Below are 24138 nucleotides of genomic sequence, written 5' to 3'. Positions count from 1 at the left end.
CGCCGAGCCCCGCTCCTGGCGGCCCGGAGCGGCCCGCAGCGGCACCGCGCCGCGCCACCGCGCGGTCCCGGCGAGTGATCGGCGTGCGGCGTCACGCCGCCGGGCGGGCCGACGGGCCGCCGCGGCGCCGGAGCATCGCGTAACCGACGCCGAAGCCGATGGCCACCGGCCATTCGAGGACGTCGACCGCGCCCAGGACGCCCAGGCCCAGGTAGACGGGCAGCCCGCCCTTGGCGGGCAGGACCTGGCGGGCGACGGCCACCGGCAGCATCGCCGCGTTCGCCGCGCCGGCGGCGACTTCGTCCAGGGACGGCACGCGGAAGCCACCCGCGCTCCGGTCACCGTTCCGGGAGGGCGTGGCCGCGTCCGTGTCCCCGGCGGGTTGCGCGGACGGGGTGCCGGCCGGCTCCGCGGGTGGCGTCGCGGACCGCTCCTCGGTCCCTGTCTTCGGCTCTTCCCCGGTCTGCCGCTCGGGCTGCCGCTTGGTCCGCTCCTTGGGTGCGGAGCGCTTGCGAGGTGACGCGGAGGTGGTCACGGCTCTCACATCCACCGATGAGTATGGCGGGCAGAATGTCTGAATTTCAGGGTAGTGGACGGCCCTCGGCCGTGTCCCGTGAGGCGTACGGGATTCATGAGGTTGAAGCGGTCCGAAGGGGCTACTCGGGCTTCAGTTCGCTGCTCTCGGACGGACCGGAGGCGAGGCGGAGCCCATGTCACCGCTGCCAGGTGTGCGCCTGTGGGCGCCTTCGCTGCTCGGGCCGGTCGCGTCCGGCGTGACCTACGGAGTCGCGGCCGGGGTGCGCGGCGCCGCCGAGCTGGCCGGACAGCTCGTGGGACGGCCGCGGCGCGATGTGTGGTGGCGGCCCGGCCGCTGCCACATCGAGGTCCACGGCGTGCACGGAGTGGGCGGGGAACGGCTCGCCCGGCGGGTGGAACGCGCCCTCGAAGGGCACCCCGGGGTGCTCTGGGCGCGGGTGAACGCGCCGTCCGAGCGCGTGGTGGCCGCGGTGACCGCGCCGCCGCCCGCCGAACGGGAACTGGTCGCGCTGGTCGACCACGCCGAGGGCCACCTGACCCCGGGCGTCGACGAGTCGGACGACTGGTGCCCCGAACCGCACCACCCGTGCGAGGGCCCCAGGACCCGCCAGTCGGTGTCCGCGCTGACCGCCGACGCCCTGGGCCTGGGGATCGCCACCGTCCGGCGGCTGGCGCCCTGGCTCGGACTGCCGCCGGAGACCGGCGGGTTCGCGAGCGCCCTCCAGTACCACCCCCGGCTCCGGCACCTGGCCGCCGCCCTCGGCGGCACCGAACAGGCCGAGTCGCTGCTGCCCGTGATCAGCGCGCTGGCCCAGGGCGTCGCCACCCGGGGCGGCGGGATCGGCGTCGACGTACTGGAACGGCTCGCCCAGTGGCGGGAGGCCGGCGCGGAACGCCGGAGCTGGGAGGAGGCCGAGCCCCGGCTCGTACGGGGCCCGGACGACGCCGCGGCCGAACCGCTCACCATCGGCCGGGCGGGCCCGGCGCCCGAGGACGCCACCGACCGCTACGCCGAGCGCGCCATGGCGGCCGGCCTGGCGGCCGGTGTCCTCGCGGCACCGCCCGCGGGGCCCCGCAGGGGACTGGCAGTGGCGCTGGCCGCCGTGTCGAAGGCGCCCGACGCCGGACGCGAGGGCTTCGCCACCAGCTTCGGCAGATCCCTGGCGCTGCGCGGTGTGGTCACCATGGACCGGGGCGCGCTGCGGCGGCTCGGACAGGTGGACACCGTCGTCCTGGACGAGAGCACCCTGCGCAGCGACCGCTACGAGCCGGCCGACCTGGAACCGCTCAGCGGCGCCGACCCGGAGCGGACCGCGGAACGGCTCTTCGCCCTCTTCGACGCCGACCGGCCCCTGCGGGTCGTCCGCGGCGACGGCTGGACCCTGGGGCCGCTCGGCGAACTGGACCTGACGGGGCGCACCGGCCGGCAGGCCGAGGCACGGCTGCGGCGCCGGGGCAGCGAACGGACCCTGGGCCTGGCCCAGGGGCGGCGGCTCCAGGCCGTGGCCGGGCTCACCATGCGGACCGCGCCGGGCGCCGAGGCCGTCGCGGCGGCGGCGCGCCGGGCGGGCGCCCGGGTGGTGCTGGCCACCGACCGGCCCTCCCCGGCGTTCTCGTTCGCCGACGCGGTGGTACCCGCCGGCGGCCGGCTGGTGGCCTCGGTACGGGGCCTGCAGGCCGGCGGCGCGGTCGTCCTGCTGGTGTCCGGCAACCGCCGCGCGCTGGGCGCCGCCGACTGCGGCGTCGGCGTCCACCGCGAGGACGACCCGCCGGCCTGGGGCGCCCACCTACTGGTCGGCGCCGACCTGGAAGCGGCCGGGCTGATCGTGGACGCCGTGGGTGCGGCGGCCCGGGTCGACCGGGACAGCGCGGTGCTGGCCGCGGGCGGCAGCGGCGTCGGCGCGGTCGCCGCGCTCCACGCCCCGTCCCGGCAGGCCGCCGCCCGCGCGATGGCGTCCGGCAACACCGCGGCCACCGTGGCGTTCTGCCTGGGCAACTGGCGCGCCCGGCAGCTGCTCGCCCGGCCGCTCGCCCCGCCCGTCAGCACCGTGCCCTGGCACCTGATGCCCACCGACCGGGCCCTGGAGCGCCTGCGGACCGGCCCCGACGGCCTGTCGGCCGAGGAGGCCGCGGCCCGCGCGGGAACCGGAGGGGCCGACGGCGGGACCGGGCCGGCCCGGCTGACGCTGCCGGCCGCGTTCATCGAGGAACTGGCCAACCCGCTGACCCCGGTCCTCGCCGGGGGTGCCGCCCTGGCCACCGCCGTCGGCTCCCGCACCGACGCCGCCCTGGTCGCCGCCATCACCGGGACCTCCGCCCTGATCGGCGGCTTCCAGCGGGTGCGCACCGAACGCGCCCTCGCCGAACTCTTCGCCCGCTCCGCCGTCGGCGCCCGGGTGCGCAGGGGCGGACGGGAACGGCTGGTCACCGCGGGCGAGCTGGTGGCGGGCGACATCGTGCTGCTGCGGCCCGAGGACGTCGTACCGGCCGACTGCCGGCTGCTGGAGACCGAGGGACTGGAGGTGGACGAGTCGTCACTGACCGGCGAGTCGCTGGCCGTCGGCAAGGACCCCGCCCCGGTGGTCGCCACCCACCTCACGGGCCGCCGTTCGATGGTCTACGAGGGCACCACGGTCTCCGCCGGCCGGGCCGTCGCCGTGGTGGTGGCGACCGGGTCGGGCACCGAGGTGGGGCGGAGCATGGCCACCGCCCGGCAGGCCGCGCCCGAGACCGGGGTGGAGGCCCGGCTGGCCTCGCTCACCCGCACCAGCCTGCCCATCGCGCTCGGCTCGGCCGGCGCGGTCACCGCCGCCGGACTCCTGCACGGCCGCCCCCTCGCCGACAACCTGGCCTCGGCGGTCAACCTCGCCGTCGCCTCCGTACCGGAAGGGCTCCCCTTCCTGGTCAACGCCGCCCAACTGGCCGCCGCCCGGCGGCTGGCCGACGTGGGCGCGCTGGTCCGCAACCCGCGCACCATCGAGGCCCTCGGCCGGGCCGACGTGCTCTGCTTCGACAAGACCGGGACGCTCACCGAGGGCAGGCTCCAGCTCGCCGCGGTGAGCGACGGGGAGACCGCGCTGCCGGCCGACCGGCTGGACACCCCGCGCAGGGAGGTGCTCGCCGCCGCACTGCGGGCCACGCCCCCCGCCCGGCAGGCCGAGCCCATGGCCCACCAGACCGACCGCGCCGTCGCCGCCGGCGCGCGCGGCGCCCGGACCGGCGCACGGCAGGGCGCCCCGCGCTGGCGGCGCCTGGACGCCCTGCCCTTCGAACCGTCCCGGGCCTACCACGCCACCTCCGGGCGCACCACGCACGGACCGCTGCTCAGCGTGAAGGGCGCCCCCGAGAACGTACTGGAGCGCTGCGACCGGCTCCGGCGGCCGGACGGCACGGCGACCGCCCTCGACGGCCCGGCCCTGGCCCGGTTGACCGGCGAGGCGGAACAGCTCGCCGGCGCCGGCCGCCGGGTGCTCGCGGTCGCCGAACGCCCCATGCGCCCGGACGAGGAACTCACCGACGACGGGGTGCGGGGCCTGGTGTTCCTGGGCTTCCTCACGCTGGCCGACCCGGTCCGTACCAGCGCCGCGCCCGCGACCGCGCGGCTGCGGGAGGCGGGCGTCCACACCGTGATGCTCACCGGCGACCACCCGGCCACCGCCGACGCCATCGCGTCCACCATCAGCGAGATCACCGAGCCGAGGGTCTGCACCGGCCCCGAGCTGGACGAGCTGGACGACGACGAACTCGACGCGCTGCTGCCGGCCGTGGACGTGATCGCCCGGTGCAGCCCCCACCACAAGGTCCGTATCGTGCAGGCGTACCAGCGCGTCGGCCGGGTCGTGGCCATGACCGGCGACGGCGCCAACGACGCCCCCGCCATCCGGCTCGCCGACATCGGCATCGCCCTCGGCCGCCGCGGCACGCCCGCCGCCACCGCCGCCGCCGACCTGGTCGTCAGCGACGACCGGCTGGAGACGATCGTCTCCGCGCTGATGGAGGGCCGGGCCATGTGGGCCTCGGTACGGGCGGCCCTGGGCATCCTCATCGGCGGCAACCTGGGAGAGGTCGCCTTCAGCGTCCTGATCTCTGCGATCACCGGCAGCACCCCGCTCAACGCCCGCCAGATCATGCTGGTCAACCTGCTCACCGATCTGGCGCCGTCGCTGGCCATCGCCGTACGCGAACCGAGCGGGCAGGTCGGACGGCGCCTCCTGGCGGAGGGCCCGCACCGCTCCCTCGGCGCCGCGCTCACCCACGAGATGCTGCTGCGCGGCGCCGTCACGGCCACCGGCGCGGGCCTGGCCTGGGGCGCGGCCCGGCTGACCGGCCGGCAGCGCCGGGCCGGCACGGTCGCGCTGGCGGCGGTGGTCGGCACGCAGCTCGCGCAGACGCTGGCCACCGGTGGCCTGGACCGCAACGTCCTGGCCGCCGGCCTCGGTTCCGCCGCCGTCCTCGCCGCCGTCATCCAGACCCCGGGGGTCAGCCAGTTCTTCGGCTGCACCCCGCTGGGCCCGGTCGCGTGGTCCATCGCCCTCGGCGCGGTGGCCGCCGCGACCCTGCTGGGGACGGCCCTGTCCCCGCTGGTCCGCTCCCTCGCCGAGCAGGCCGAGCGGGCCGAGCGGGCCGAGCAGGCCGAGCAGGCCGAGCGGGGGGAGGACCGGGAGGAGGCGGGTGGGCCCGCCGGGGACGGCCGGGAGGGTCCGAGGCGGGCTCACCGCGACCACGGGCCGGCCGGGCGCCGGCGTGGCTAGGCTGCCGGTATGACCTAGACGTGGAACCCGGCGGACGCCGGGGTCGTACGGCTTCCCTCCGGCGTCCTGGTGCGCGGCCGGGGCCTGCGCCGCCCGCTGCCCGCCGGACCCGCGCCGTCCTTCGCGGTGCACCTGCTGGGCAGGCGGCCGCCGCCGACGGCGTGGGACGCGCACTGGCTGCGCTGGCCCGACTTCGGGCTCCCCGAGGACCGCGCGGACGCCCGGGCCGTCCTGCGGGAGGCACTGGCCCGGGCGGCGCACGAACGCGTCGAGGTGGCGTGCGGCGGCGGCCGCGGACGCACCGGAACGGCCCTGGCCTGCATGGCGGTTCTGGACGGGGTCCCGGCGGACCGGGCCGTGGCGTACATCCGCCTGCACTACCACCGCCGTGCCGTGGAGACCCCGTGGCAGCGGGGCTTCGTACGGCGCTTCCCGGCGGCCCGCCGGCCGGCCGCACCGCCGTGAACGCCGCGACCGTCCGGCTGAACCGGCTGAACCGGCTGAACCGCACCGGGTCGTCCGTCCACGGGAAGTGCCCGACGCCCGGCTGCGCGACCAGCTCGGCAGGTGGCAGCAGCTCCACGACGGCGGCGGGGACCCGGGGCAGCGGGCCGCTGTCCGCCTCCCCGGCGAGTACCTGATCCCGCGCGTCCGACACGTCCGTCGCGGCCCGGGTGGCGACCGGGTCGACGGCGCCGGGAGCCGCGTACGCCGCCGCGGCCCGCTCGTCCGTCCGGCCGGGCTCGGCAGCCGGGCAGGCCTCGTGGGCGGGCGCGGACCACGGCTCGGCCGCGCGCGGCCGGCGCGACCACGGGGCGGGCGGACGGGGCCGGCCGGCTCACCCCGTCAGGATCAGGTCACCCCCGGCCGGCAGGCCCTCCGGCCGCCGGCTGTCCACCACGACCAGTTCGTACGGGTACCTGCGGCCCGGCTGCCACTGGCCGCCCGCCAGCCGCACGGTGGCGATGTTCGGCACCGGGCCGGACGTCCAGTCCAGCGGTCCCGCGATGGTCTCCAGACGCGTTCCGCCCAGGGCCGCGGCGATTGACGCCGGGTCCGTCGGGTCGTCGGCGTTCGCCAGGGCGTGCGCGGCCACCTCGAACAGCGCGTACGCCAGCCCGAGCGGCTGGAGCCACTGCCGGCCGGTGTCCCGCTCGTACGCCTCGGCCAGCTCCGCCGCGCGCATGCCGTCGATGGACGAGCGGTAGGGGTGGTCGGGCGTCCAGTAGACGAGCGTCGCCACACCGGCCTGCGGCGGGCGCCGGCCGTCGGTGGGCACCGGTGGGTAGGCCAGCCACCGGGAGCAGGTGATCAGCCGGGGCGAGACACCGTGTTCGGTGGCCCGCGCCCGGAACAGTCCCAGGTCCGCGCCGGTCGCCGCGCTGGTGACGATCTCCGCGCCGCACTCCCGGAACGCCGAGAAGTGCCCGTCGAAGCCGGCGGCCGGTTCCCGGTAGCCGCCCGGGTCGACCAGGTGGTGTCCCCGGGCCCGGGCGACGGGCAGGAAGCCCCGTTCGGCGTGGCGCGACCAGGCGCCCTGCGGACCGTCGTTCCACAGGCAGCCCACCGTGCGCCCCGGCCCGCCGGCCAGCTCCCACAGGTCGGCGAAGGTGTCGGCGATGTCGTCGAGGCCCCAGCAGAAGTGGTACGTCCAGCGGAACGGGGCGCGGTCCGTGGCACCGCGCCCGTAGTAGTAGACCTGCCACGGAAAGGTGCTGGACACGCACGGTACGCCCGCCGCCTCGCACGCGTCCGCAACCGCCGGCAGCACCTCCGTACCGGCGAGCGTCAGCACGATCCGCGCCCGCTCGTCCTCCACCAGCTCCCGCACCGCCCGGCGCGCGCCGTCGGCACTGGAGCGGCTGTCCCGGCCCACCAGGCGCACGGCGTGGGAGCGCCCGCCGCGGGTGACGCGGCGGAGCTTCGGCCGGAGCAGCGACATGGCGTACGCCAGCGGCTCGCCGAGTCCGGCCAGCCGGCCCGTCTCGGCGACCACCACGCCCACCGTCAGTTCCTCTTCGCCCGCGCCGTTCGCCTGTGCCATGGTTCACGCTCTCCTTCGACCGGTTGTGCCGTGGTGGATAACTCCGCCGCGGCTCCGGTGTCACGCGGGGCGCCGAGGAACGTGCGGGCGTACGCCCCGGCGGCCGGGCGAGGAGCGCCCGGGACCGGTGGAGCCGGTGGCCGCCGGGGGCCGGGCCGTCAGCCCATGGTGAGCACCAGCTTGCCGGCGGTGCGGCCGGTCTCGCCGAGCTCGTGCGCCCTGGCGGCGTCCGCCAGGGGGAACGTCCCGGCGACGGCCGCGCGCAGCGAGCCCGCCTCCACCAGGCCGGCGATGGCGTTCATGCCCGCGTGGTCGGCCTCGACGAGCAGCAGCGTGGCGCGCACCCCGAGCCGTTCGGCCCGGGCGGTGAGCTCCGCGCCGCCGACGGGGAGGAGCGACACCAGCAGACCGCCCGGGCGCAGGGTGCGCAGCGAGCGTTCGCGGTAGTCGTCGGTGCCGATGGTGTCGAGGACCAGGTCGACCTCCCCGGCGGCCTCGGCGAAGTCGGCCTCCCGGTAGTCGATCAGCTCGTCGGCGCCCAGGCCGCGCAGGAAGGCGTGCTTGTCCGCGCGGGCCGTACCGATCACGTACGCGCCGCGGGCCTTGGCCATCTGCACCGCCAGGTGGCCCACGCCGCCCGCCGCCGCGTGGATCAGCACGCGCTGCCCGGCCGTCACATCGGCGGTGTCCACCAGCGCCTGCCACGCGGTCAGCGCGGCGAGCGGCAGCGCGCCCGCCTGCACGTGGTCGACGCCGGCCGGCTTGCGGGCGAAGGCGCGCGCGGGCCCGGTCACGTACTCGGCGTGGGACCCGACGCCGTGCGGGTAGGGCAGCATCCCGAATACCTCGTCGCCCGGTGCGAACAGGGTGACCCCGTCCGCGGCCTCCTCCACCACTCCGGAGACGTCCCAGCCCAGGACGAACGGCGGTTCGCCGAGGTAGAAGGAGTGGGCGCGGTGCTTCCAGTCGGTCGGGTTGACCCCGGCCGCGTGCACCCGGACCAGCAGTTCGCCCGGCCCGGGGGCCGGCCGCTCCCGCTCCACTTCCTTCAGCACCTCGGGGCCGCCCAGGACGTCCTGGCTGATCGCACGCATCGTTGTCGTCGTCATGGGTCCCAGCCTGCCGCCGGCCGGCGCCCCGGGAAATGGCACGATTGCCATTGTCCGATAGGATCCTGCCATGCATCGTGTCGTGGTCCTCGCCCTGGACGGGGCCTACCCCTTCGAACTGGGCATCCCCCACCGCGTCTTCGGGGCGGCCGAGGGGCGGTACGAGGTGGTGACCTGTTCCGTCGACGGGCGACCCGTACGCACCCAGGCGGACTTCTCGGTCACCGTCGAGCGGGGTCCGGAGGCATTGGCCACGGCCGATACGGTGGTGATCCCGCCGTACGACCCGGACCTGGCCGCCGCCGAGGTGCCCGAGCCCGTCGCCGGGGCCCTGGCCCGCATCCGGCCCGGCACCCGGATCGTGTCCATCTGCACCGCGGCCTTCCTGCTCGCCGCCGCCGGGCTGCTGGACGGCCGGCCGGCCACCACGCACTGGGGGCTGGCACCGCGCTTCCGGCGGCTGTTCCCGGGGGTGGCGCTCGACCCGGACGTGCTCTTCATCGACGACGGGGACGTCCTCACCTCGGCGGGCGCCGCGTCCGGCATCGACGTCTGCCTCCACATCGTCCGCTCCGACCACGGCAGCGAGGTCGCCAACCGGGTGGCCCGCCGGTGCGTGGTGCCGCCCTGGCGGGACGGCGGCCAGGCCCAGTACATCGAACAGCCGGTACCCGGGCCGGCCGCCGCCAGCACGGCCCCCACCCGCCAGTGGGCCGTCGAACACCTCAAGCTGCCGCTGGCCCTGGCCGATCTCGCGGCGCACGCGCGGATGAGCCCCCGCACCTTCGCCCGCCGGTTCAACGACGAGGTCGGCACGAGCCCCGGCCGCTGGCTCACCCGGCAACGCGTCGAACGGGCCCGCCAGTTGCTGGAGGCCAGCGACCTGCCGGTGGACCGGATCGCCGGTGAGGTCGGGTTCGCGACCGCAGCCTCGCTGCGCCAGCACCTGCACGCCGCGATCGGCGTCTCACCGATGGCCTACCGCCGCACCTTCCGCGCCGGGGACCGGACCCGCGCCCAGCCGGTGCCGGGGCGCTGACCGGGACCGTCCCGTGCGGCGGTGCCGAAAAGCAGCGGGGCGGGCGGCGGGTGGCGCCGCCGCCGGAAGCCGGCTCAGGCCAGGAAGGCCAGCCGCTCCCGCCGTACCGGATGGGCGAACCCCGCGCCCGCCGCCCACCGGGCCACCTCACCGGCCGCCAACTCGACCAGCCGCCGCAGCTCGTTGCCCTGCGACCCGGCCAGATGCGGTGTCAGCAGCACGTTGTCGCACTCCCACAGCGGGTGGCCGGGCGGGAGCACCTCCGGCTCGGTCACATCGAGTACCGCGTGGAGCCGGCCCGCCACCGCCGCCTCGGTCAGTGCCTCCTGGTCCACCACGCCGCCCCGCGCCGTGTTGATGAGCGTGGCGCCGGGGCGCAGCGCGGCGAGCAGCTCACGGCTGACCAGCCCCCGGGTGGCGGGCAGCAGCGGCGTGTGCACACTGACCACGTCGCTCGCCGCGAACAGCTCCCGGATGCCGGTCGCGCGCACCCCCAGCGCCGCCGCCTCCTCGTCGCCGACGTACGGGTCGTACAGCAGTACCCGCAGGTCGTACGGGCGCAGCAGGTCGATGACGCGCCGGCCGATCAGCGAGGCCGAGCAGATGCCCACGGTGCGGCCGTAGTTGCCCAGCGACCGGTCCACGCCCAGCGGGTCGTGCCGCTCCCGCGCGACCCGGTAGGCGCGTGCGCGTTCCGGGACCCGCTTGCCCGCCAGCAGGATCATCGCGACCGTGTACTCGGCCACCGGCAGCGCGTTCGCCGCCGCCGCCGACGACACCTCGACACCGCGCTCCCAGCACGCCTCGGTGACGTGCCCGCGCACGCTGCCCGCCGTGTGCGCGATGGCCCGCAGACGGGGCGCCGCGGCCAGCACCGCCCCGTCGACCGGCGGGCAGCCCCAGCCGGTGACCAGCACCTCCGTACCGGCCAGCACGGCACGTGCCCGAGCGGTCGTCAGATCGTCCAGCAGGGGGAGCGGAACCGGGTCGCACACGGCGGCCAGCGCGGCGGACCCGCCGGGGCCCGCCGTCCCGAAGAGGGCGGCCGCCGCTTCCCGGCTCATGGCGAGGGCCGCACGCGGCCGGCGGTCGGATCGGGTCGGCATCGCATCACTCCCGGGTCGTCGGTGACCGGTGGTCGGCAGCTCCAGCATGGGCCCGGTGGCGGCCGTCCGTCAGCGCAACTGGGCGGCCAGCTGGGCGATCGTGTCGGGCCCCACCCGGCAGCAGCCGCCGATCAGCCGGGCGCCGGCCCGCCGCCAGCCCGCCACCCGGCGGGTCGAGAACGTCGAACGACCCTCCCAGGCCCGTGCCCCGGCGTCCCACCGCTCACCGCTGTTGGGGTAGACCACGACCGGCTTGCCGGTCACCCGGGCCGCCAGCGCGACCGCGCGGTCGGCGTCCTCGGGCGCACAGCAGTTCACCCCCACGGCGACGATCTCGTCCACGTCCGCGGCCAGGGCGAACGCCTCCTCCAGCGGCTGCCCGGCCCGCGTGCGGTCACCGGCGGTGCTGTAGGACAGCCAGGCCGGCACACCCAGCCCGCGTACCGCCCGTACCAGCGCCCGCGCCTCGTCGGTGTCCGGCACCGTCTCCAGCGCCAGCACATCGGGACGGGCCGCGGCCAGCACCTCCAGCCGCGGACGGTGGAACCTCTCCAGCTCGCCGACGCTCAGCCCGTACCGGCCCCGGTACTCCGAACCGTCCGCGAGCATCGCGCCGTAGGGTCCGACGGACGCGGCCACCCACAGCGACCGCCCCGGCGCCTTGGCCTCCGCCCGCCGCGCCGCCTCCCTGGCCAGTTCCACGCTCAGCGCCAGCAGTCCCGCCGCCTCGTCGCCGTCGACGCCGTGCCGCGCGAAGCCCTCGAAGGTGGCCTGGTAACTGGCGGTGGTCGCGACGCTCGCCCCCGCCTCGAAGTAGGCCCGGTGCGCCTCCACGACGGCCTCCGGCCGCTGGGCGAGCAGCCGCGCCGACCACAGTTCGTCGCTCAGGTCGTGGCCGGCGGCTTCGAGCTGGTTGGAGAGGCCGCCGTCGAGGACGACGGTGGAGGCGGCGATGGCGTCGCCGAACGAGGGGCTGGCTGCGCTGGTCATGAGGGCGAAGCTAGCCGACACCGGTCCCACCCGTCGCCCCCGTCGCCCCGGCCGCCCGGCGCACCGGGGGCCGGTACCGGCGCGGGCTGCCACGCCGCCCCGCCCCGGCGGGGTGGGCGGGCGCGGCCCTCCGGAGCCCGGTCCGCCGGTTCCCGCTCAGCGGTCCGACCCCGCGGGGGCGTTGAGCGCGGAGGCGAGCTGGGCCCGGGAGCGGACGTCCAGCTTCTGGTAGATGCGGGTCAGCCGGGCCTCGACCGTCTTGACGCTCAGGTACAGCCGGGCGGCGGCCTCCTGGTTGCTGGCGCCCTCCCCGACGAGCCGCGCCAGGTGCAACTCCGCCTCGGTGAGCCGGGACAGGGCCCCGCCGGCGGCCGGGGCCGGGTCGGTCCGGGCCGGGCCGTCCGCGGTGAGCGCCAGCCAGGGCAGGGCCCCGGCCCGTTCGAAGACGGCGGCCGCCGCCTGCATCGCCTGGTGCGCGGCCGACCGTCTGCGCCGCCGCCGTTCCACGCGTGCCAGCGCGACCAGGCAGCGTCCCTGTTCCAGGACCAGGCCGTGCGCGGCGAACCGGTCGGCGGTCTCCGCCAGCAGGCCGACGGCCTCCTCCGTCCTGCCGCTCGCCGCCAGGCACAGCGCGTAGGCACGGTCGCAGCCGAGCAGCACGGTGGTGCGGCCGAGGCGCTCGGCGACCGGCCCGACGTCGGCGAGGAGCGCCTGGGCCTCCTCCAGGGCGTCGCTGGCCAGCAGCGCCTCGGCCAGCTCCTCGTGCCACCGCAGCATCGAGGGGTCGACGGTGCACTGGGCGCTCTCGTTGTCCCGCACCCGGCGCAGCGTCTCCACCGCCGCCGCCACGTCCCCGGTCAGCAACTGCACCCGGCCCAGCGCGTACAGACTGCGGGAGAGGAAGACATGGTCGCCCTCCTCCTCCGACGCCTGGGCGCTGCGCCGTGCGTAGCTGGCGGCCCGCGCGAAACTGCCGCCCGCCGCCTCGGCGAGCGCCAGCGCGTACCAGGCGGGCCCCGGGGACAGGCCCGCCTCCAGCGTCAGGGCGAGGGACCGCTCGGCGTGCGCCAGGGCCGCCGCGCACTGGCCGCGCCGGGACTCGACCTCGGCGAGGGTACGGAACAGCTCGATGGCGTCCTCGACCGGGCCGCGCCGCTCGACCAGCGGCAGCAGCGCGTAGAGCTGGTCGCGGGCTTCGGCGAGCCGGTCGTCGAACAGGGCGTGGCGGATCGTCAGGATCTGGGCGGTGTTGCGGATGCCCAGCGGCCGGTCGGTCATCTCCAGCGCGCGTGCCTCCGCCAGGGTGCGCTCGGCGTCGGGCGCGCCGAGCACCCGGTCCATGCGGGCCTGCTGGGTCAGCGCCTGCGCGGCCGTGTGCCGGTCGCCCACCGAGGCGGCGAGCGCGGCCGACTCGACGGCCGCGGCCCGGGACCGCACCGGGTCGCCGTCCGCGAGCACGTACTTCACGGCCAGGCGCAGCAGGACACCCGCCCGCAGCCCGGGATCGCCCTCGGAGTCCTCCATGGCGTGCACATAGGTCTCGTCGAGGTCCGTGAGGCCCTGCCCGGCCGTGTCCAGTACGGCGAGCCGCGCGCGGGCCCGGTCGGCGGGCGCCGCGTCCCGGGCGAGCAGATCGGCCGCGGCCCGGGTCGCGAGATCCGCGCGGGCGGCGCGCGCCGCCTCCTGCGCGGCGTCCACCAGCCGCGCCAGGCGCCGCCGGCCGAGGTGGCCGGGGGTGGACTCGGCGGCGAGCAGCGCCAGCTCGGCGGCGAGCGCGCTGTCGCCGCGGCGGCGGGCCGTGTCCGCCGCCCGGGCGACCTCGGCGGCGAGGTCCTCGTCGGGCGCGTCGGTGGCCAGGGCCCGGTGCCGTACCGCCTCGACCGGGTCGTCCACCACCCCGGCGAGCGCGGCGTGCGCCCGTGTCCGGGTGGTCCAGCAGGTGTCGTGGACCAGTGTGGAGGGCAGCAGCCCGGCGGTGAACGCCACCGCCCCGTCCTCGGTCAGGGTGACCAGTCCGGCGCGTTCGGCGGCGGCCAGCTCGGCCTCCGCGGCGGGCCGGCCGGCGCGGCGGATCAGCGCCGCCGTCGGGCGCAGCGCCAGCGCCCCGAGCAACAGCGCGGCGCGGACGGCGGGGGAGGCGGGCGCCAGCATCCCGCGGGCCAGGTCCCGGGCGCGCCCGGACAGCGGCAGCGCCTCCGCGTGGTGCACGGGCCCCCGGGCGTCGGCCACGGACCGGCCGACCGCCAGCGCGAGGCGGGGGTTGCCGCCGCTCGCGCGGTGGATGCGCCCGGCCATCCGGGACGGCAGGCGGTGGTGGACGAGCAGTTCGGCGATCTCGTCGGCGTGCAGCGGCGGCACCAGGAGCACGTCGGCCTCGGAGGGCACCCACAGGGCGGGTGCCCCGGCACCGTCCTCGTCCGCCGCGCCCTCCTCCCCGCCGGCACCGTCCCCTTCGCCGTCGTCGGTGCCGACGCCCTCGGGGCCCTGGGGCGCGGGCGTCTCGACCGCCAGGACCCGCAGCGCGGGCGGGGCGAGGTGCAGGGCGAACCGGAGCAGGTCCGCGCTGTCCGCGTCGGTGCGCCGCGCGTCGTCCACGACCAGCAGGACCGGCCCCCGCTCGGCCAGGGTGCGCAGCACCCGGGCCACGCCCAGGCGGAGCGCGACGGGGTCCCGGCCCTCCTCGGGAGCAGCGGCCTCACGGCAGAGCACCGCGACGGCGTCGCGCTGCGGGCCGGGCAGCCCGTCGAGCGCGGATGGCGGTACCGAGGCCATGAGCGCGGCCGCCGCCGCCCCGGCGATGTCCCGGTCGGCGGGCTGCGGGGCGAGCCACAGGACGGTCTCGCCACGGCAGGCGGCCCGCGCGGCGGCGGCCCGGGCCACCTCCGTCTTGCCGATGCCCGCCGGGCCGGTCAGCACGGCCCGGCCGCGGCCGTGCAGCACCCGGTCCAGCCGGGCGAGGAGCTCGGCGCGGCCGACCGGGGCCGGGGAGTCGGACGGACCGGGGCGCCCGACGGGCGTGGAGCGGTACGGCGTCGACCTCACCTGCACCACCACCCTCCCGCGTACGAACCCCCTGCCCGCGAGCTGAGCATACGAATTCGGCCACCCACGTCCAGGGCCGTTGTCCGGCATATGGACAACAGGCCAGGGGCGCGCCCGTGGCGAAGTGCCACTGACGCGCCCCTGACCTGCGATGACACGGGTCGTGCGAGGGAATCAGAAGGTGAGACCCCAGGAGTCGATGTAGCCGGTGTCACCCGAGGCCACGTCACGTACCTGGAGCTTCCAGACACCCGCGGCGGTCTCGGTGGAGGCGTCGACCGTGTAGGTGGTGAGGACGTTGTCGGCCGAGTCGTTGCTGCTGGAGTTCTTCAGCCGGTACGCGGTGCCGTCCGGGGCGACCAGGTCGATGACGAGGTCACCGCGCCAGGTGTGCTTGATGTCCACGGCCACCTGGAGGGCGGCGGGCGCGTTGCCGGTCCGGCCGGTGACGGAGATCGCGGACGACGTGGTGCCGTTGTCGGGGATCGCCACGTCGGTGGAGTTGCTGAAGGTGGTGCCGGTGCCGGGCGTGGACGACCCGGTGACGGCGGCGACCGTCTTCGCCGCGTCGGCGATGCCGGTGCCGCAGCCGCCGGAGCAGGTGCCCGGCAGGGGGCGGGCGTTGCCCTTGATCGCCGTCTCGATCTCGGCCGGCGTCAGGGTCGACTTGGCCGACTTGAGCAGCGCGGCGAGCCCGGCGATGTGCGGGGCGGCCATCGAAGTGCCCTGGTAGGGCTTGTAGTTCTCCAGCGACTGGGTGGTGGTGCCGGAGTTCAGCGTGGAGAGGATGCCGTTCTCGGGAGTGGTGATGGTGCCGGGCGTGTCGGTGGCGCGGCGGGTCTCACCGCCCGGGGCCGAGACGTCGATGATGCTGCCGTAGTTCGAGTAGTACGAACGGTTGCCCTCACGGCTGGTGGACGCCACGTTGATGACGCCCGCGCAGTTGGCGGGCGTGAAGCCGGAGGCGTTGGCGTTGCTGTTGCCGGCCGCGACCACGACGGTGGTGCCGCGCGCCACCGCTCCGTCGATGGCGTTCTTGTACACGGTCGGGCACGTCGAACTGGCGCCACCGAGGCTCATGTTGATGACCTTGGCGGGGGTCGGGTTCACCGGGATGCCGGGGACGGTGCCGCCGGAGGCCCAGGTGATCGCGTCGGCGATGTCCGACGAGGCGCCGCCGCACTTGCCGAGCACCCGGACGTGCTGGACCTTCGCCCCGTACGCGATGCCCGCGACACCCTTGCCGTTGTGCGTGGTCGCCGCGATGGTGCCCGCGACGTGGGTGCCGTGCCAGGACGAGCTGCTCGCCCTGGAGCCGGTGCCGCACTCGCCGTCGGTGGCGTTCCAGTCGCCCTCGTCCTTGGCGTCGCTGTCCCGGCCGCCGCCGTCCCGGGCGTCGGTGGAGCTGGAGATGAAGTCGTAGCCCGCGATCGTGTTCGCGCTCAGGTCGGAGTGGGCCGCGTAGCCGGTGTCGATGACGGCGACGGTGACCCCGCTGCCCGTCGTCCTGTCCCAGGCGCCCGGCACGTTCATGCCGCCGGTGGCCTCGAAGAGGTCCCACTGCTTGGCGTACTCGGTGTCGTTGGGGGTGACCGCCATGGCGTAGGCGCGCAGGTCGGGCTCGACGGAGGCGACGGCGGGGTCGGCGCGGAAGGCCTTCATGACCTCGGCGACGTCCTGCTCGGTGGCGTCGGCGCCCAGGTCGACCAGGGCGGCGCCACCGGCGAGCCGGCGCTCGAAGGACAGCTTCTCGCCGGTCTCCGCCCCCTTGGCGGCGGCGTCCTGCTTGGCGGCGGAGTTCGACGTCGCCCCGGGAGTACGGGACTTGTACGTCACGATGACGTCGTCGACCGGCGCGCTGGGCAGCGCGGCCATGGACTGGGCGGCCGGGGCGCCCGGCTTGGGCGCGGGGGCCGCCGGCGCGGCGAGGGCCACCGATGAGGTGGCGGCAACGCCGATGATCGTGGCGCTCGCCGCCACGACGGATATGAGTCTCCGCCTGGAACCGTTCAAGGTGTTCCCTTTCAGGGCAGCTCCGGCGACTCCCGGAGCGGCTGACGGTGCTGGGCGCGGGCAGGCCGGACGTACGGTGACCGCGGACATGCCGTGGGGGTGGCTCTCCGTGGTCTGAGGGCTGGGTGGGCCCCGTGCGCCGTCTGCCCGCGCGACGGCCCCCGGAGCGGGGACCGCCACCGGTGGGACTCACTTACATGCACCTGACAGTGAGGAGTCAGGCAACGAGGCCCGCCGGTGTGGCAGACAGTAGGGAACGCGGAGATGAACCCGATACGGGGAAAACCCTTGTCGGCCCAGCGAGGGCCGAGGGCCGAGGGCCGTCACCGGGGCACCGCGCCGGGCCCCGCCGGTCGGGCCACGACCGTACGGCCACCCGGAGAACCGCCGTCCGCCGTCCCCCGGACGCCAGTGACCGGTACGGGGTGCCGTCGTGCCACCGCGCGCGTCCGGGCGGGCGGGGCGGCCGGTGACTGGGGTTGTGGGTGTGGCTGTGGGGGCGGGCGCGGGGCGGCGTCGTGCCGGAGGCGCGCCGCGGTACGGCCCCGGCCCCGCTGCGGGTCACGGCCCGGACGAGGCGTCCGCTCGGGGCGCGGGCTCGCGCGGGAGGTGGTGGGCCGGCGCGTCCGGTGACGGTGCGTACACGACCGGTCCGGCGGTGCGCCGGAGGGCAGGCCGTGCGGTCGGAGGGTGTGCGGCCCGCCACGGGACCGGGCAGGCGGGCCGGGGCAGGCGGGCTGGGACCCGGCAGGACGGCCGGGACCGGGCAGGCGGGCCGGGACGCGCGGAGGTCACCGGGACGGGCGGACGCGGCCGGGTGCCGGGCGGCACCGGCTCCCCGCGAGGGGGTGTCGCACCGCTGGCCGGCGCTCAGGGGCGGCCGGGCGGGCGGTGCGGACGGCCGGGTGGGCCGTTCAGCGGCGGGTTGGCAGGCCGTGGCCGGCCGGTCCGCTCCAGGCGGGGGCGATGCCGGTGAGCTGGCAGACCAGGAGGTAGAGCGGGATGGGAGGGGTGTACGGGGAACCGTGGTCGGGCCGGTGGATCAGCCGGGGCGACCGGTCCGGGACGCGGGCGCCCGCCGCGTAACAGGCGGGCAGCGGCCAGCGCAGCTCGGCGTCCGAGCCGGCCGGCACGATCCACCACCACCAGTCGGTGTCGGCGAAGACGCAGCCGTTGCCGCGCAACCGGGACATCAGCCGGAACCCGTGCCGCGCCGGCAGTCCCACCGCGTCGCACCCCATGGTGGCCGGGAGGGACGGCGGCAGCGCCAGCCGTACCTCGCCCCACTCCTCGCGCCCGTCGGCGTGCTGCCGGTCGCGGCCGCGCGCGGCCAGCAGGGTGGCCATCGACCTCAACATGGCTCCGCCACGCCGTGGGCCAGCTCCGCCCAGACGACCCGCCCCGCCCCCTGACGGGCGTCGCACGTGCCCCAGGCGCTGCACATCGCGTCGACGAGCAGCAGTCCCCGGCCGCGCTCCTCGGCGTCGACGCGCCGCAGCCGGGGCTCGGTGGCCGGACAGCCCTCGTCCTGGACCGCTATGCGCAGCCGCTCGCCGCAGTCGCGGAGCTCGCACAGGACGCGGCCGCTCGCGGTGTGCACCACGGCGTTGGTGAACAGCTCCGAGACGACGAGCGCGACCGTGTCGCACACGTCCTCCCCGACCCCCCACAACCCCAGCCGGTCCCCGGTCAGCCGTCTGGCCCTGGAGACGGATTCCGCGCGCGCGGGCAGCTCGAAGGAGAACCGCCGCACATCGGCGGCGTACGGCATCGGGCTGGGCGTCGGAACCGGCGGTCGCGGGGCTATGAGCTGGGGGATGAGCGCATTACCAGGGACCACGACCGATTCCTAACGTGGGGGAGCGGTGCCGGGCATCGCCTCTCCCGTGGCAGAGCGCGGCAGCCGCGTGAACTGGTTCATCGGAACACTTTCCTCCCGACACGGACACTTGGCAAGTGCCACTCTGAAAAATGCAGAGTGCTGTGTGCTCTCTGATGGCCGCATGGCACACTCATCCAAAAAGCGCTGGGGAGGTCTTAAGTGAGCGAGCCGCGGTCCGCCCCCACAGTGGGACAGGTCGTTCTCGGCAAGCGTCTGCAGGACCTGCGGGAACGGGCGGGGCTGAAGCGGGAAGAGGCCGCGAAGGTGCTCCGGGTGGCCCCGGCCACCATCCGCAGGATGGAGACCGCGGAGGTCGCGCTGAAGGTCCCGTACGTGCAGCTCCTGCTCAAGGAGTACGGCGTGCCCGCCGACGAGGCCGACGGCTTCGTACGGCTGACCGAGGAGGCCAACAGGCCCGGCTGGTGGCAGCGCTTCCACGACGTGCTGCCCGGCTGGTTCAGCATGTACGTCAGCCTGGAGGGCGCAGCCGCCCTGATCAGGGCATACGAGCCGCACTACGTGCCCGGTCTGCTCCAGACCGAGGACTACGCCAGGACCATCCTGCGCGGCGGGGCCGTCGGCCAGGTCGGGCAGGCCGACATCGAGCGGCACGTCGCCCTGCGCATGGAACGCCAGTCCCTCCTCACCCGGCCCGACCCGCCGAAGTTCTGGGTGATCATGGACGAGACGGTGCTGCGGCGCCCGGTCGGGTCCGGCCCCGCCCTGATGCGCGCCCAACTGGACCGGCTCGTCGAAGCCGCCGAACTGCCGCACGTCACGCTGCAGATCGCCGAGTTCGCGACCGGGCACCACCCGGGCACATACGGGCCGTTCGTCCTCTTCCGGTTCGCCGTTCCGGAACTGCCGGACATGGTCTACAGCGAGTACCTGACCGGCGCCGTCTACCTCGACGCGCGCCCCGAGGTGGCTTCCCACCTCGAGGTCCTGGACCGCATGGCGGCGCAGGCCGCCACCGCACAACGTACGAAGGAGATCCTGCGGGATCTCCGCGAGGAGCTGTGAATGGATCGCATCTACAACGGCATGCCCGCCGCCGAACTCGGCGCCGAGGGGTGGCACAAGCCGTGGAGCGGTGGCAACGGGGGCAACTGCATCGAGGCCATGAAGCTGGCCGACGGCCGGGTCGCGGTACGCCAGTCCGCCGATCCCGAGGGCCCCGCGCTCATCTACACCCCCGGTGAGATCGCCGCGTTCATCCAGGGAGCCAAGTCGGGCCAGGCCGACTTCCTGCTGACCTGACCCGACCCGACCTGGCTGACCCGACCTGGCCCGACCCGAGAAGAAACACCTGACGTGACCTGACCGCGCTCCGCCCGCCGGCTGCCGCCGGCCGACGTACCCCCCCGCCGACCGAAGTCCACCTGCCATCACCCAGCCGACCACTGGAGCGTCAGATGACCGGGCAAGACCCAGCCGCCGTACCACCGACCGCCGTGCCGCGCGCCGGTGGGCGGATCGACACCAGCAGGCCGCACCCGGCCCGTATGTACGACTGGTTCCTCGGCGGCAAGGACAACTACCCGGTCGACGAGGAGATGGCCAGGCAACTGCTCACCCTGGACGCGCGCGGACGGGACATGGCGCGGGTCAACCGGGCCTTCATGCACCGCGCCGTCCGCTGGCTGGCCGCCCACGGCGTCCGCCAGTACCTCGACATCGGCACCGGCATCCCCACCGAGCCCAACCTCCACCAGATAGCCCAGGCGGCCGCGCCCCGGTCGCGGATCGTCTACTGCGACAACGACCCCATCGTCCTCGCCCACGCCGAGGCACTGCTGCGCTCCACCCCCGAGGGCGCCACCGCGTACATCCAGGCCGACGCCCGGGAGCCCGACGTGATCCTGGAACGGGCGGGCGAGGTCCTCGACCTCACCCGGCCCGTCGCCCTCTCCCTGCTGGCGCTGCTGCACTTCGTGGACGACGAGGACGGCGCCTACGACCTGGTGCGCCGGCTCGTCGAGCGGCTGCCGTCGGGCAGTTACCTGGTCCTGTCGCACGTCACCGGTGACTTCGACCCGGTGAACGCGGCCAAGGCACGCGCCATGTACCAGGAGCGCGGCCTCACCCTGCGCCCACGCGGCCGCGCGGAGTTCGCCCGGTTCTTCGAGGGACTGGAGCTCGCCGAGCCCGGGGTGTCCCTGACCGCCGAGTGGCATCCCGAGCTCGGCGAACCCGTCCCGGTCGCCGGCGACGACCCCATCCCCGGTTACGCCGGGGTGGCCCGCAAGCCGTGAGGCGGTGCGGCGGCCGGGGCGTGCCGGACGCGCCCTAGGACCGTGCCGGGGGCACCAGCGTGACCAGGAACTTCCGGGCCGGGCCGGTGTTTCCGGCCGCGTCGACGGTCCGGTACTCCACGGTGTGGGTGCCGTACTCCGGTGTGGCGTCGTCCCAGGGCACCGCGCGCGGGGTGCCCAGCTTCCCGTACACCAGCCCGTCGATGACCGTGCCGCCCGGTGTGAACCGGTACGGGGCGTCGGCGTCGGTCGGCCAGCCGTAGTACGTGTACCAGCCGTCGCCGTCCACCCGGAACTGGTTGACGACGTATCCGTCCTGGTCGTCGTGGGCCGTCAGCCCCATGGTGAACGGGCCGTCGTAGACGTACTCGACCGGCCTGCCCGGCCGGCGCACCGTACGCAGCGGTTCGGACAGCCGGTACGCGGCCACCGCCGGAGTGGCGTCCACCGTCCAGCGCAGCACATGGCCGGTGCCGGCGATCCGGGCGGTGAGCGTGTGCGCGGTGCCGGGGCGCAGCCGCAGCGACGACAGGTCCAGGTCGCGGTCGTTGCCCGGGTTGGCCACCGGCCGGCCGTCGAGCCGCCACTGGACGGCGAGCGTCCGGTCGGCCGGGTGCGAGGTGTCGGCGTACACGACGGACCGGGCGCCGACGGGCGTGCCGGTCGCCGTGTGCCCGGTGAACGCCGGGGCGACGGGACCGGGCCTGGTGACCACCGAGGTGTCGACCGTCCAGCTCACCGTACGGGTCAGCGCCGCCGTACCGCGTACGGCGGGGTCGCGCACGAACGGCGTCGGATCGGAGACGGTCGCCGTCAGCGTGTGCCTCCCGGGCGGCACGTCCAATCGGCGCAGGTCGACCGTGCGGGCACCGGCGACGGACCGCAGCGGCCGGCCGTCCAGCCGCCAGACCACGTCCAGTTCACCGCCGATCGGGTGCAGGGTCTCCACCCACACCGTCCGGTCCGCGCCGATCGGCGCCGACGCGGGGGTGTGCCCCTGCACCAGGTTCACCCTCGCCGCGATGGCCCGCACCATCACCTCGCGGCCCACCTGGTCGAAGGGGTACCCGAGGGTCTTCATGATCGAGTGCTTGCTGGGCCGCCAGACGCCCCGGGTGCTGTAGAGCCCGCCCTCGTGGCGGCCGATCACCCCGCCCGACTCGCTCCGCTCGCCGAGCCACCGCCACCACTTGGCGCGCCGCTCCCTCATCTGCCGCTCGGTGAGCACGCTGTGGTGGGCGGAGTCCGGTTCACCGCCCGGGTGCGCGCCACCGGGCACACCGCGTCCGTAGTAGTCGTACTCGTCCTGGAGCCCGCCCAGCGAGTGGCCGATCTCGTGCGGAGTGATCAGGGCGGACAGGGCGTTGCCACCGGAGGCGGTGGCGTAGGTGCCGCCCGCACCGCCGTAGGTGTCGCTGTTGGCGAGGGCGACGATCTGCCGGTTGGCGGCCGTCGCGCCGGGCACCAGGTCGGCGAGCGCGCCCGCCGCCCCGCTGTCGACGGTCAGCAGCCGCTGCACGCTGCCCGCGTCGCAGCCGCCCCAGAACCCCATGCCCAGCGGGGTGTCGCGGCGCGGCGCGTCCAGGGCCGGGTCGCAGTCCACCCCGGACTCGGCGGAGGGGCTCTCCACCGCCCAGACGTTGATGTACGAGCGGTAGGAGGCGAACGGCTCGACGCTCCACAGCACCTTGAGGTGCTTGTCGACGTCCTCGCGGAACTCGGGGAGCTGCCCGGCGGTGTAGCCGTCGCCGAGCAGGACCAGGTTGAAGCGCTTGTCGGCCGGTCCGGTCGTCTGCAGCGGTACGACGGTCGCGGCGGCGGCGGGGGCGGCCGGCTCCGGGGCGGCCGAGGACACACCGGCGCCGCCGCCCAGCAGCCCGGTGACGAGGAGGCAGGCCGCGCCGGACAGCGCGGCGGTTCTGCGGTGAGCAACCATGGGGCCGGAGCGTACGGCGCCCCCAACACACTGTGAAGACCGCCCGGTTGCCTAGTGTTTCGCCAGGTACGCCAGGCCCGGGTGCACGCCGGTGTACGCGTCGAGCAGGCGCCGCGCCACCGACACCGAGTCGACCAGCGGGTGCAGGGCGAACGCCTTCACCGCGGTGGCCCGCGAGCCGCTGTCCGCCGCCGCCAGCACCTCGCGCTCCACCGCCTTGACCGCCGTGACGAGCCCCACCGCGTGGTACGGCAGCGGGTCCACCGGAACCGGGCGGGGACCGCCGGCGTCCACGGAGCACGGCACCTCGATCACCGCGTCCGCGTCGAGCACCGGCAGGGTCGTGCGGTTGCGGACGTTCAGGACGAGGGTGGTGCGCTCGTCCCGGGCGACCGCCCGCATCAGCGCGAGCGCCACCTTCTCGTACCCGCCCGACTCCGGCTCGGCCCGGTCGCGCCCGCCGGCGCCCGCCGCCTCCCGGCTGGCCGCCATGTAGGTGGCCTCCCGGTCGGCGAGGGTACGCCGCCAGGCGGCCAGCGCGGAGGCGCCGGGGCGGGCCCCCGCCGCGTAGAAGCCGGCCTGCTGGTCGCGCAGGAACGCCCCCCGGGTCGGCCCGGCGCCCTGGTAGGCCCGGACCGCCTCGCGGTTGAAGTAGTAGTAGTGCAGGTACTCGTTGGGGACCGCCCCCAGTGAGCGCAGCCACTCGGCACCGAACAGCCTGCCCTCCTCGAAGGAGCCCAGCGCCTCGGTGTCGGCGAGCAGCCGGGGCAGTTCGTCGCGCCCGGCGACCCGCAGGCCGCGCAGCCAGCCGAGGTGGTTCAGACCCACGTAGTCGACCTCCGCCCCGGCCGGGTCGGCGACGTCCAGCGCCCGCGCCACCCGCCGGCCCAGCCCCACCGGCGAGTCGCAGATGCCCACGACCCGGTCGCCCAGGACCCGGGACATCGCCTCGGTGACCAGGCCGGCCGGGTTGGTGAAGTTGATGACCCAGGCGTCCGGTGCCAGCTCGGCGACCCGGTGGGCGATCGCCACGGCGACCGGGACCGTGCGCAGCCCGTAGGCGACGCCGCCCGCGCCCACCGTCTCCTGGCCCAGCACGCCCTGCGCGAGCGCCACCCGCTCGTCCGCCGCCCGGCCGGCGAGCCCGCCGACCCGGATCGCCGAGAAGACGAAGTCGGCGCCGCGCAGCGCCTCGTCCAGGTCGGGGGTGGCCGCCACCACCGGGGCGTCCGCCGCCCCGGCCGCCTGCTCGGCCAGCACCCTGGTGATCACCCCCAGCCGCGCCGTGTCCACGTCGTGCAGGGTGACGTGTGTGACCCGGCCCTCGGCGCGATCACCGAGCAGCGCCCGGTACACCAAGGGCACCCGGAACCCGCCGCCGCCCAGAATCGTCAGCTTCATGCCGGTAACGCTACTCGGGGCGTGTCCGGGGGC

General features: G+C 76.0%; 17 protein-coding genes. 6 read left to right on the top strand and 11 right to left on the bottom strand.

Annotated elements, in window-relative coordinates:
- Window positions 1-91 precede the first annotated feature (91 nt).
- Complete coding sequence (locus tag AB0H53_RS06520) at window positions 92-535, bottom strand: hypothetical protein (protein ID WP_362108146.1); 444 nt, start codon at window positions 533-535, stop codon at window positions 92-94.
- Between the two features lie 175 nt (window positions 536-710).
- Between AB0H53_RS06520 and AB0H53_RS06515 the strand changes: the two genes are divergently transcribed.
- The gene (locus AB0H53_RS06515) at window positions 711-5288 is read left to right on the top strand and encodes a cation-translocating P-type ATPase (protein ID WP_362108144.1); all 4578 of its coding nucleotides are present in this window, start codon (window positions 711-713) and stop codon (window positions 5286-5288) included.
- Window positions 5289-5354: 66 nt separating this feature from the next.
- Window positions 5355-5753 carry a protein-tyrosine phosphatase family protein gene (locus AB0H53_RS06510; protein WP_362108557.1) on the top strand — a complete coding sequence of 133 codons (399 nt, stop codon included), beginning with the start codon at window positions 5355-5357 and terminating at the stop codon, window positions 5751-5753.
- A gap of 373 nt (window positions 5754-6126) precedes the next feature.
- On the opposite strand, the gene AB0H53_RS06505 is transcribed toward AB0H53_RS06510, so the two are convergent.
- Window positions 6127-7332: an ABC transporter substrate-binding protein gene (locus AB0H53_RS06505; protein WP_362108142.1), complete on the bottom strand. Its 1206-nt coding sequence runs from the start codon at window positions 7330-7332 to the stop codon at window positions 6127-6129.
- Between the two features lie 158 nt (window positions 7333-7490).
- Window positions 7491-8441, bottom strand: coding sequence for an NADP-dependent oxidoreductase (locus AB0H53_RS06500; RefSeq protein WP_362108140.1), 951 nt, complete (start codon window positions 8439-8441; stop codon window positions 7491-7493).
- Between the two features lie 70 nt (window positions 8442-8511).
- Between AB0H53_RS06500 and AB0H53_RS06495 the strand changes: the two genes are divergently transcribed.
- Entirely contained in the window at window positions 8512-9480 is a 969-nt protein-coding gene (locus AB0H53_RS06495; RefSeq protein WP_362108138.1) for a helix-turn-helix domain-containing protein, read from the top strand.
- A 74-nt stretch (window positions 9481-9554) separates the two neighbouring features.
- Here AB0H53_RS06495 and AB0H53_RS06490 read toward each other — a convergent pair whose 3' ends face one another.
- The 6 genes from AB0H53_RS06490 to AB0H53_RS06465 all read right to left on the bottom strand — a co-directional run bounded on the left by AB0H53_RS06490 (window position 9555) and on the right by AB0H53_RS06465 (window position 18402).
- On the bottom strand, window positions 9555-10586 hold the full coding sequence (locus AB0H53_RS06490; protein WP_362108136.1) for a hydroxyacid dehydrogenase: 1032 nt from the start codon (window positions 10584-10586) through the stop codon (window positions 9555-9557).
- A 69-nt stretch (window positions 10587-10655) separates the two neighbouring features.
- Window positions 10656-11576, bottom strand: coding sequence for a homocysteine S-methyltransferase (gene mmuM, locus AB0H53_RS06485; protein WP_362108134.1), 921 nt, complete (start codon window positions 11574-11576; stop codon window positions 10656-10658).
- 156 nt (window positions 11577-11732) lie between these two features.
- Entirely contained in the window at window positions 11733-14618 is a 2886-nt protein-coding gene (locus AB0H53_RS06480) for a LuxR family transcriptional regulator (RefSeq protein WP_362108132.1), read from the bottom strand.
- A 174-nt stretch (window positions 14619-14792) separates the two neighbouring features.
- Window positions 14793-16493, bottom strand: coding sequence for a S8 family serine peptidase (locus AB0H53_RS06475; protein ID WP_362108555.1), 1701 nt, complete (start codon window positions 16491-16493; stop codon window positions 14793-14795).
- A gap of 1052 nt (window positions 16494-17545) precedes the next feature.
- A complete protein-coding gene (locus AB0H53_RS06470; protein ID WP_362108130.1) occupies window positions 17546-17989 on the bottom strand; it encodes a hypothetical protein in 444 nt (147 codons plus the stop codon).
- Window positions 17983-18402 (bottom strand): ATP-binding protein, encoded by a 420-nt coding sequence (locus AB0H53_RS06465; RefSeq protein ID WP_362108553.1) that lies wholly within the window; start codon window positions 18400-18402, stop codon window positions 17983-17985. The genes AB0H53_RS06470 and AB0H53_RS06465 overlap by 7 nt, the downstream gene beginning before the upstream one ends.
- A gap of 270 nt (window positions 18403-18672) precedes the next feature.
- Between AB0H53_RS06465 and AB0H53_RS06460 the strand changes: the two genes are divergently transcribed.
- The 3 genes from AB0H53_RS06460 to AB0H53_RS06450 all read left to right on the top strand — a co-directional run bounded on the left by AB0H53_RS06460 (window position 18673) and on the right by AB0H53_RS06450 (window position 20768).
- Complete coding sequence (locus AB0H53_RS06460; RefSeq protein WP_362108128.1) at window positions 18673-19536, top strand: helix-turn-helix transcriptional regulator; 864 nt, start codon at window positions 18673-18675, stop codon at window positions 19534-19536.
- Window positions 19537-19773, top strand: a complete 237-nt coding sequence (locus tag AB0H53_RS06455; protein ID WP_362108126.1) for a DUF397 domain-containing protein — start codon at window positions 19537-19539, stop codon at window positions 19771-19773.
- A gap of 155 nt (window positions 19774-19928) precedes the next feature.
- Entirely contained in the window at window positions 19929-20768 is an 840-nt protein-coding gene (locus AB0H53_RS06450; RefSeq protein ID WP_362108124.1) for an SAM-dependent methyltransferase, read from the top strand.
- A 34-nt stretch (window positions 20769-20802) separates the two neighbouring features.
- On the opposite strand, the gene AB0H53_RS06445 is transcribed toward AB0H53_RS06450, so the two are convergent.
- Both AB0H53_RS06445 and AB0H53_RS06440 read right to left on the bottom strand, forming a co-directional pair.
- The gene (locus tag AB0H53_RS06445) at window positions 20803-22704 is read right to left on the bottom strand and encodes a M64 family metallopeptidase (protein WP_362108122.1); all 1902 of its coding nucleotides are present in this window, start codon (window positions 22702-22704) and stop codon (window positions 20803-20805) included.
- A 51-nt stretch (window positions 22705-22755) separates the two neighbouring features.
- Complete coding sequence (locus AB0H53_RS06440; protein ID WP_362108120.1) at window positions 22756-24105, bottom strand: 6-phospho-beta-glucosidase; 1350 nt, start codon at window positions 24103-24105, stop codon at window positions 22756-22758.
- Window positions 24106-24138 lie beyond the last annotated feature (33 nt).

Source organism: Streptomyces sp. NPDC050856, from assembly GCF_040653855.1.
In the GTDB taxonomy this organism is placed as follows: domain Bacteria; phylum Actinomycetota; class Actinomycetes; order Streptomycetales; family Streptomycetaceae; genus Streptomyces.
Note: the sequence above shows the minus strand (reverse complement) of the source record. Positions and strands in the feature narration are given on the sequence as shown.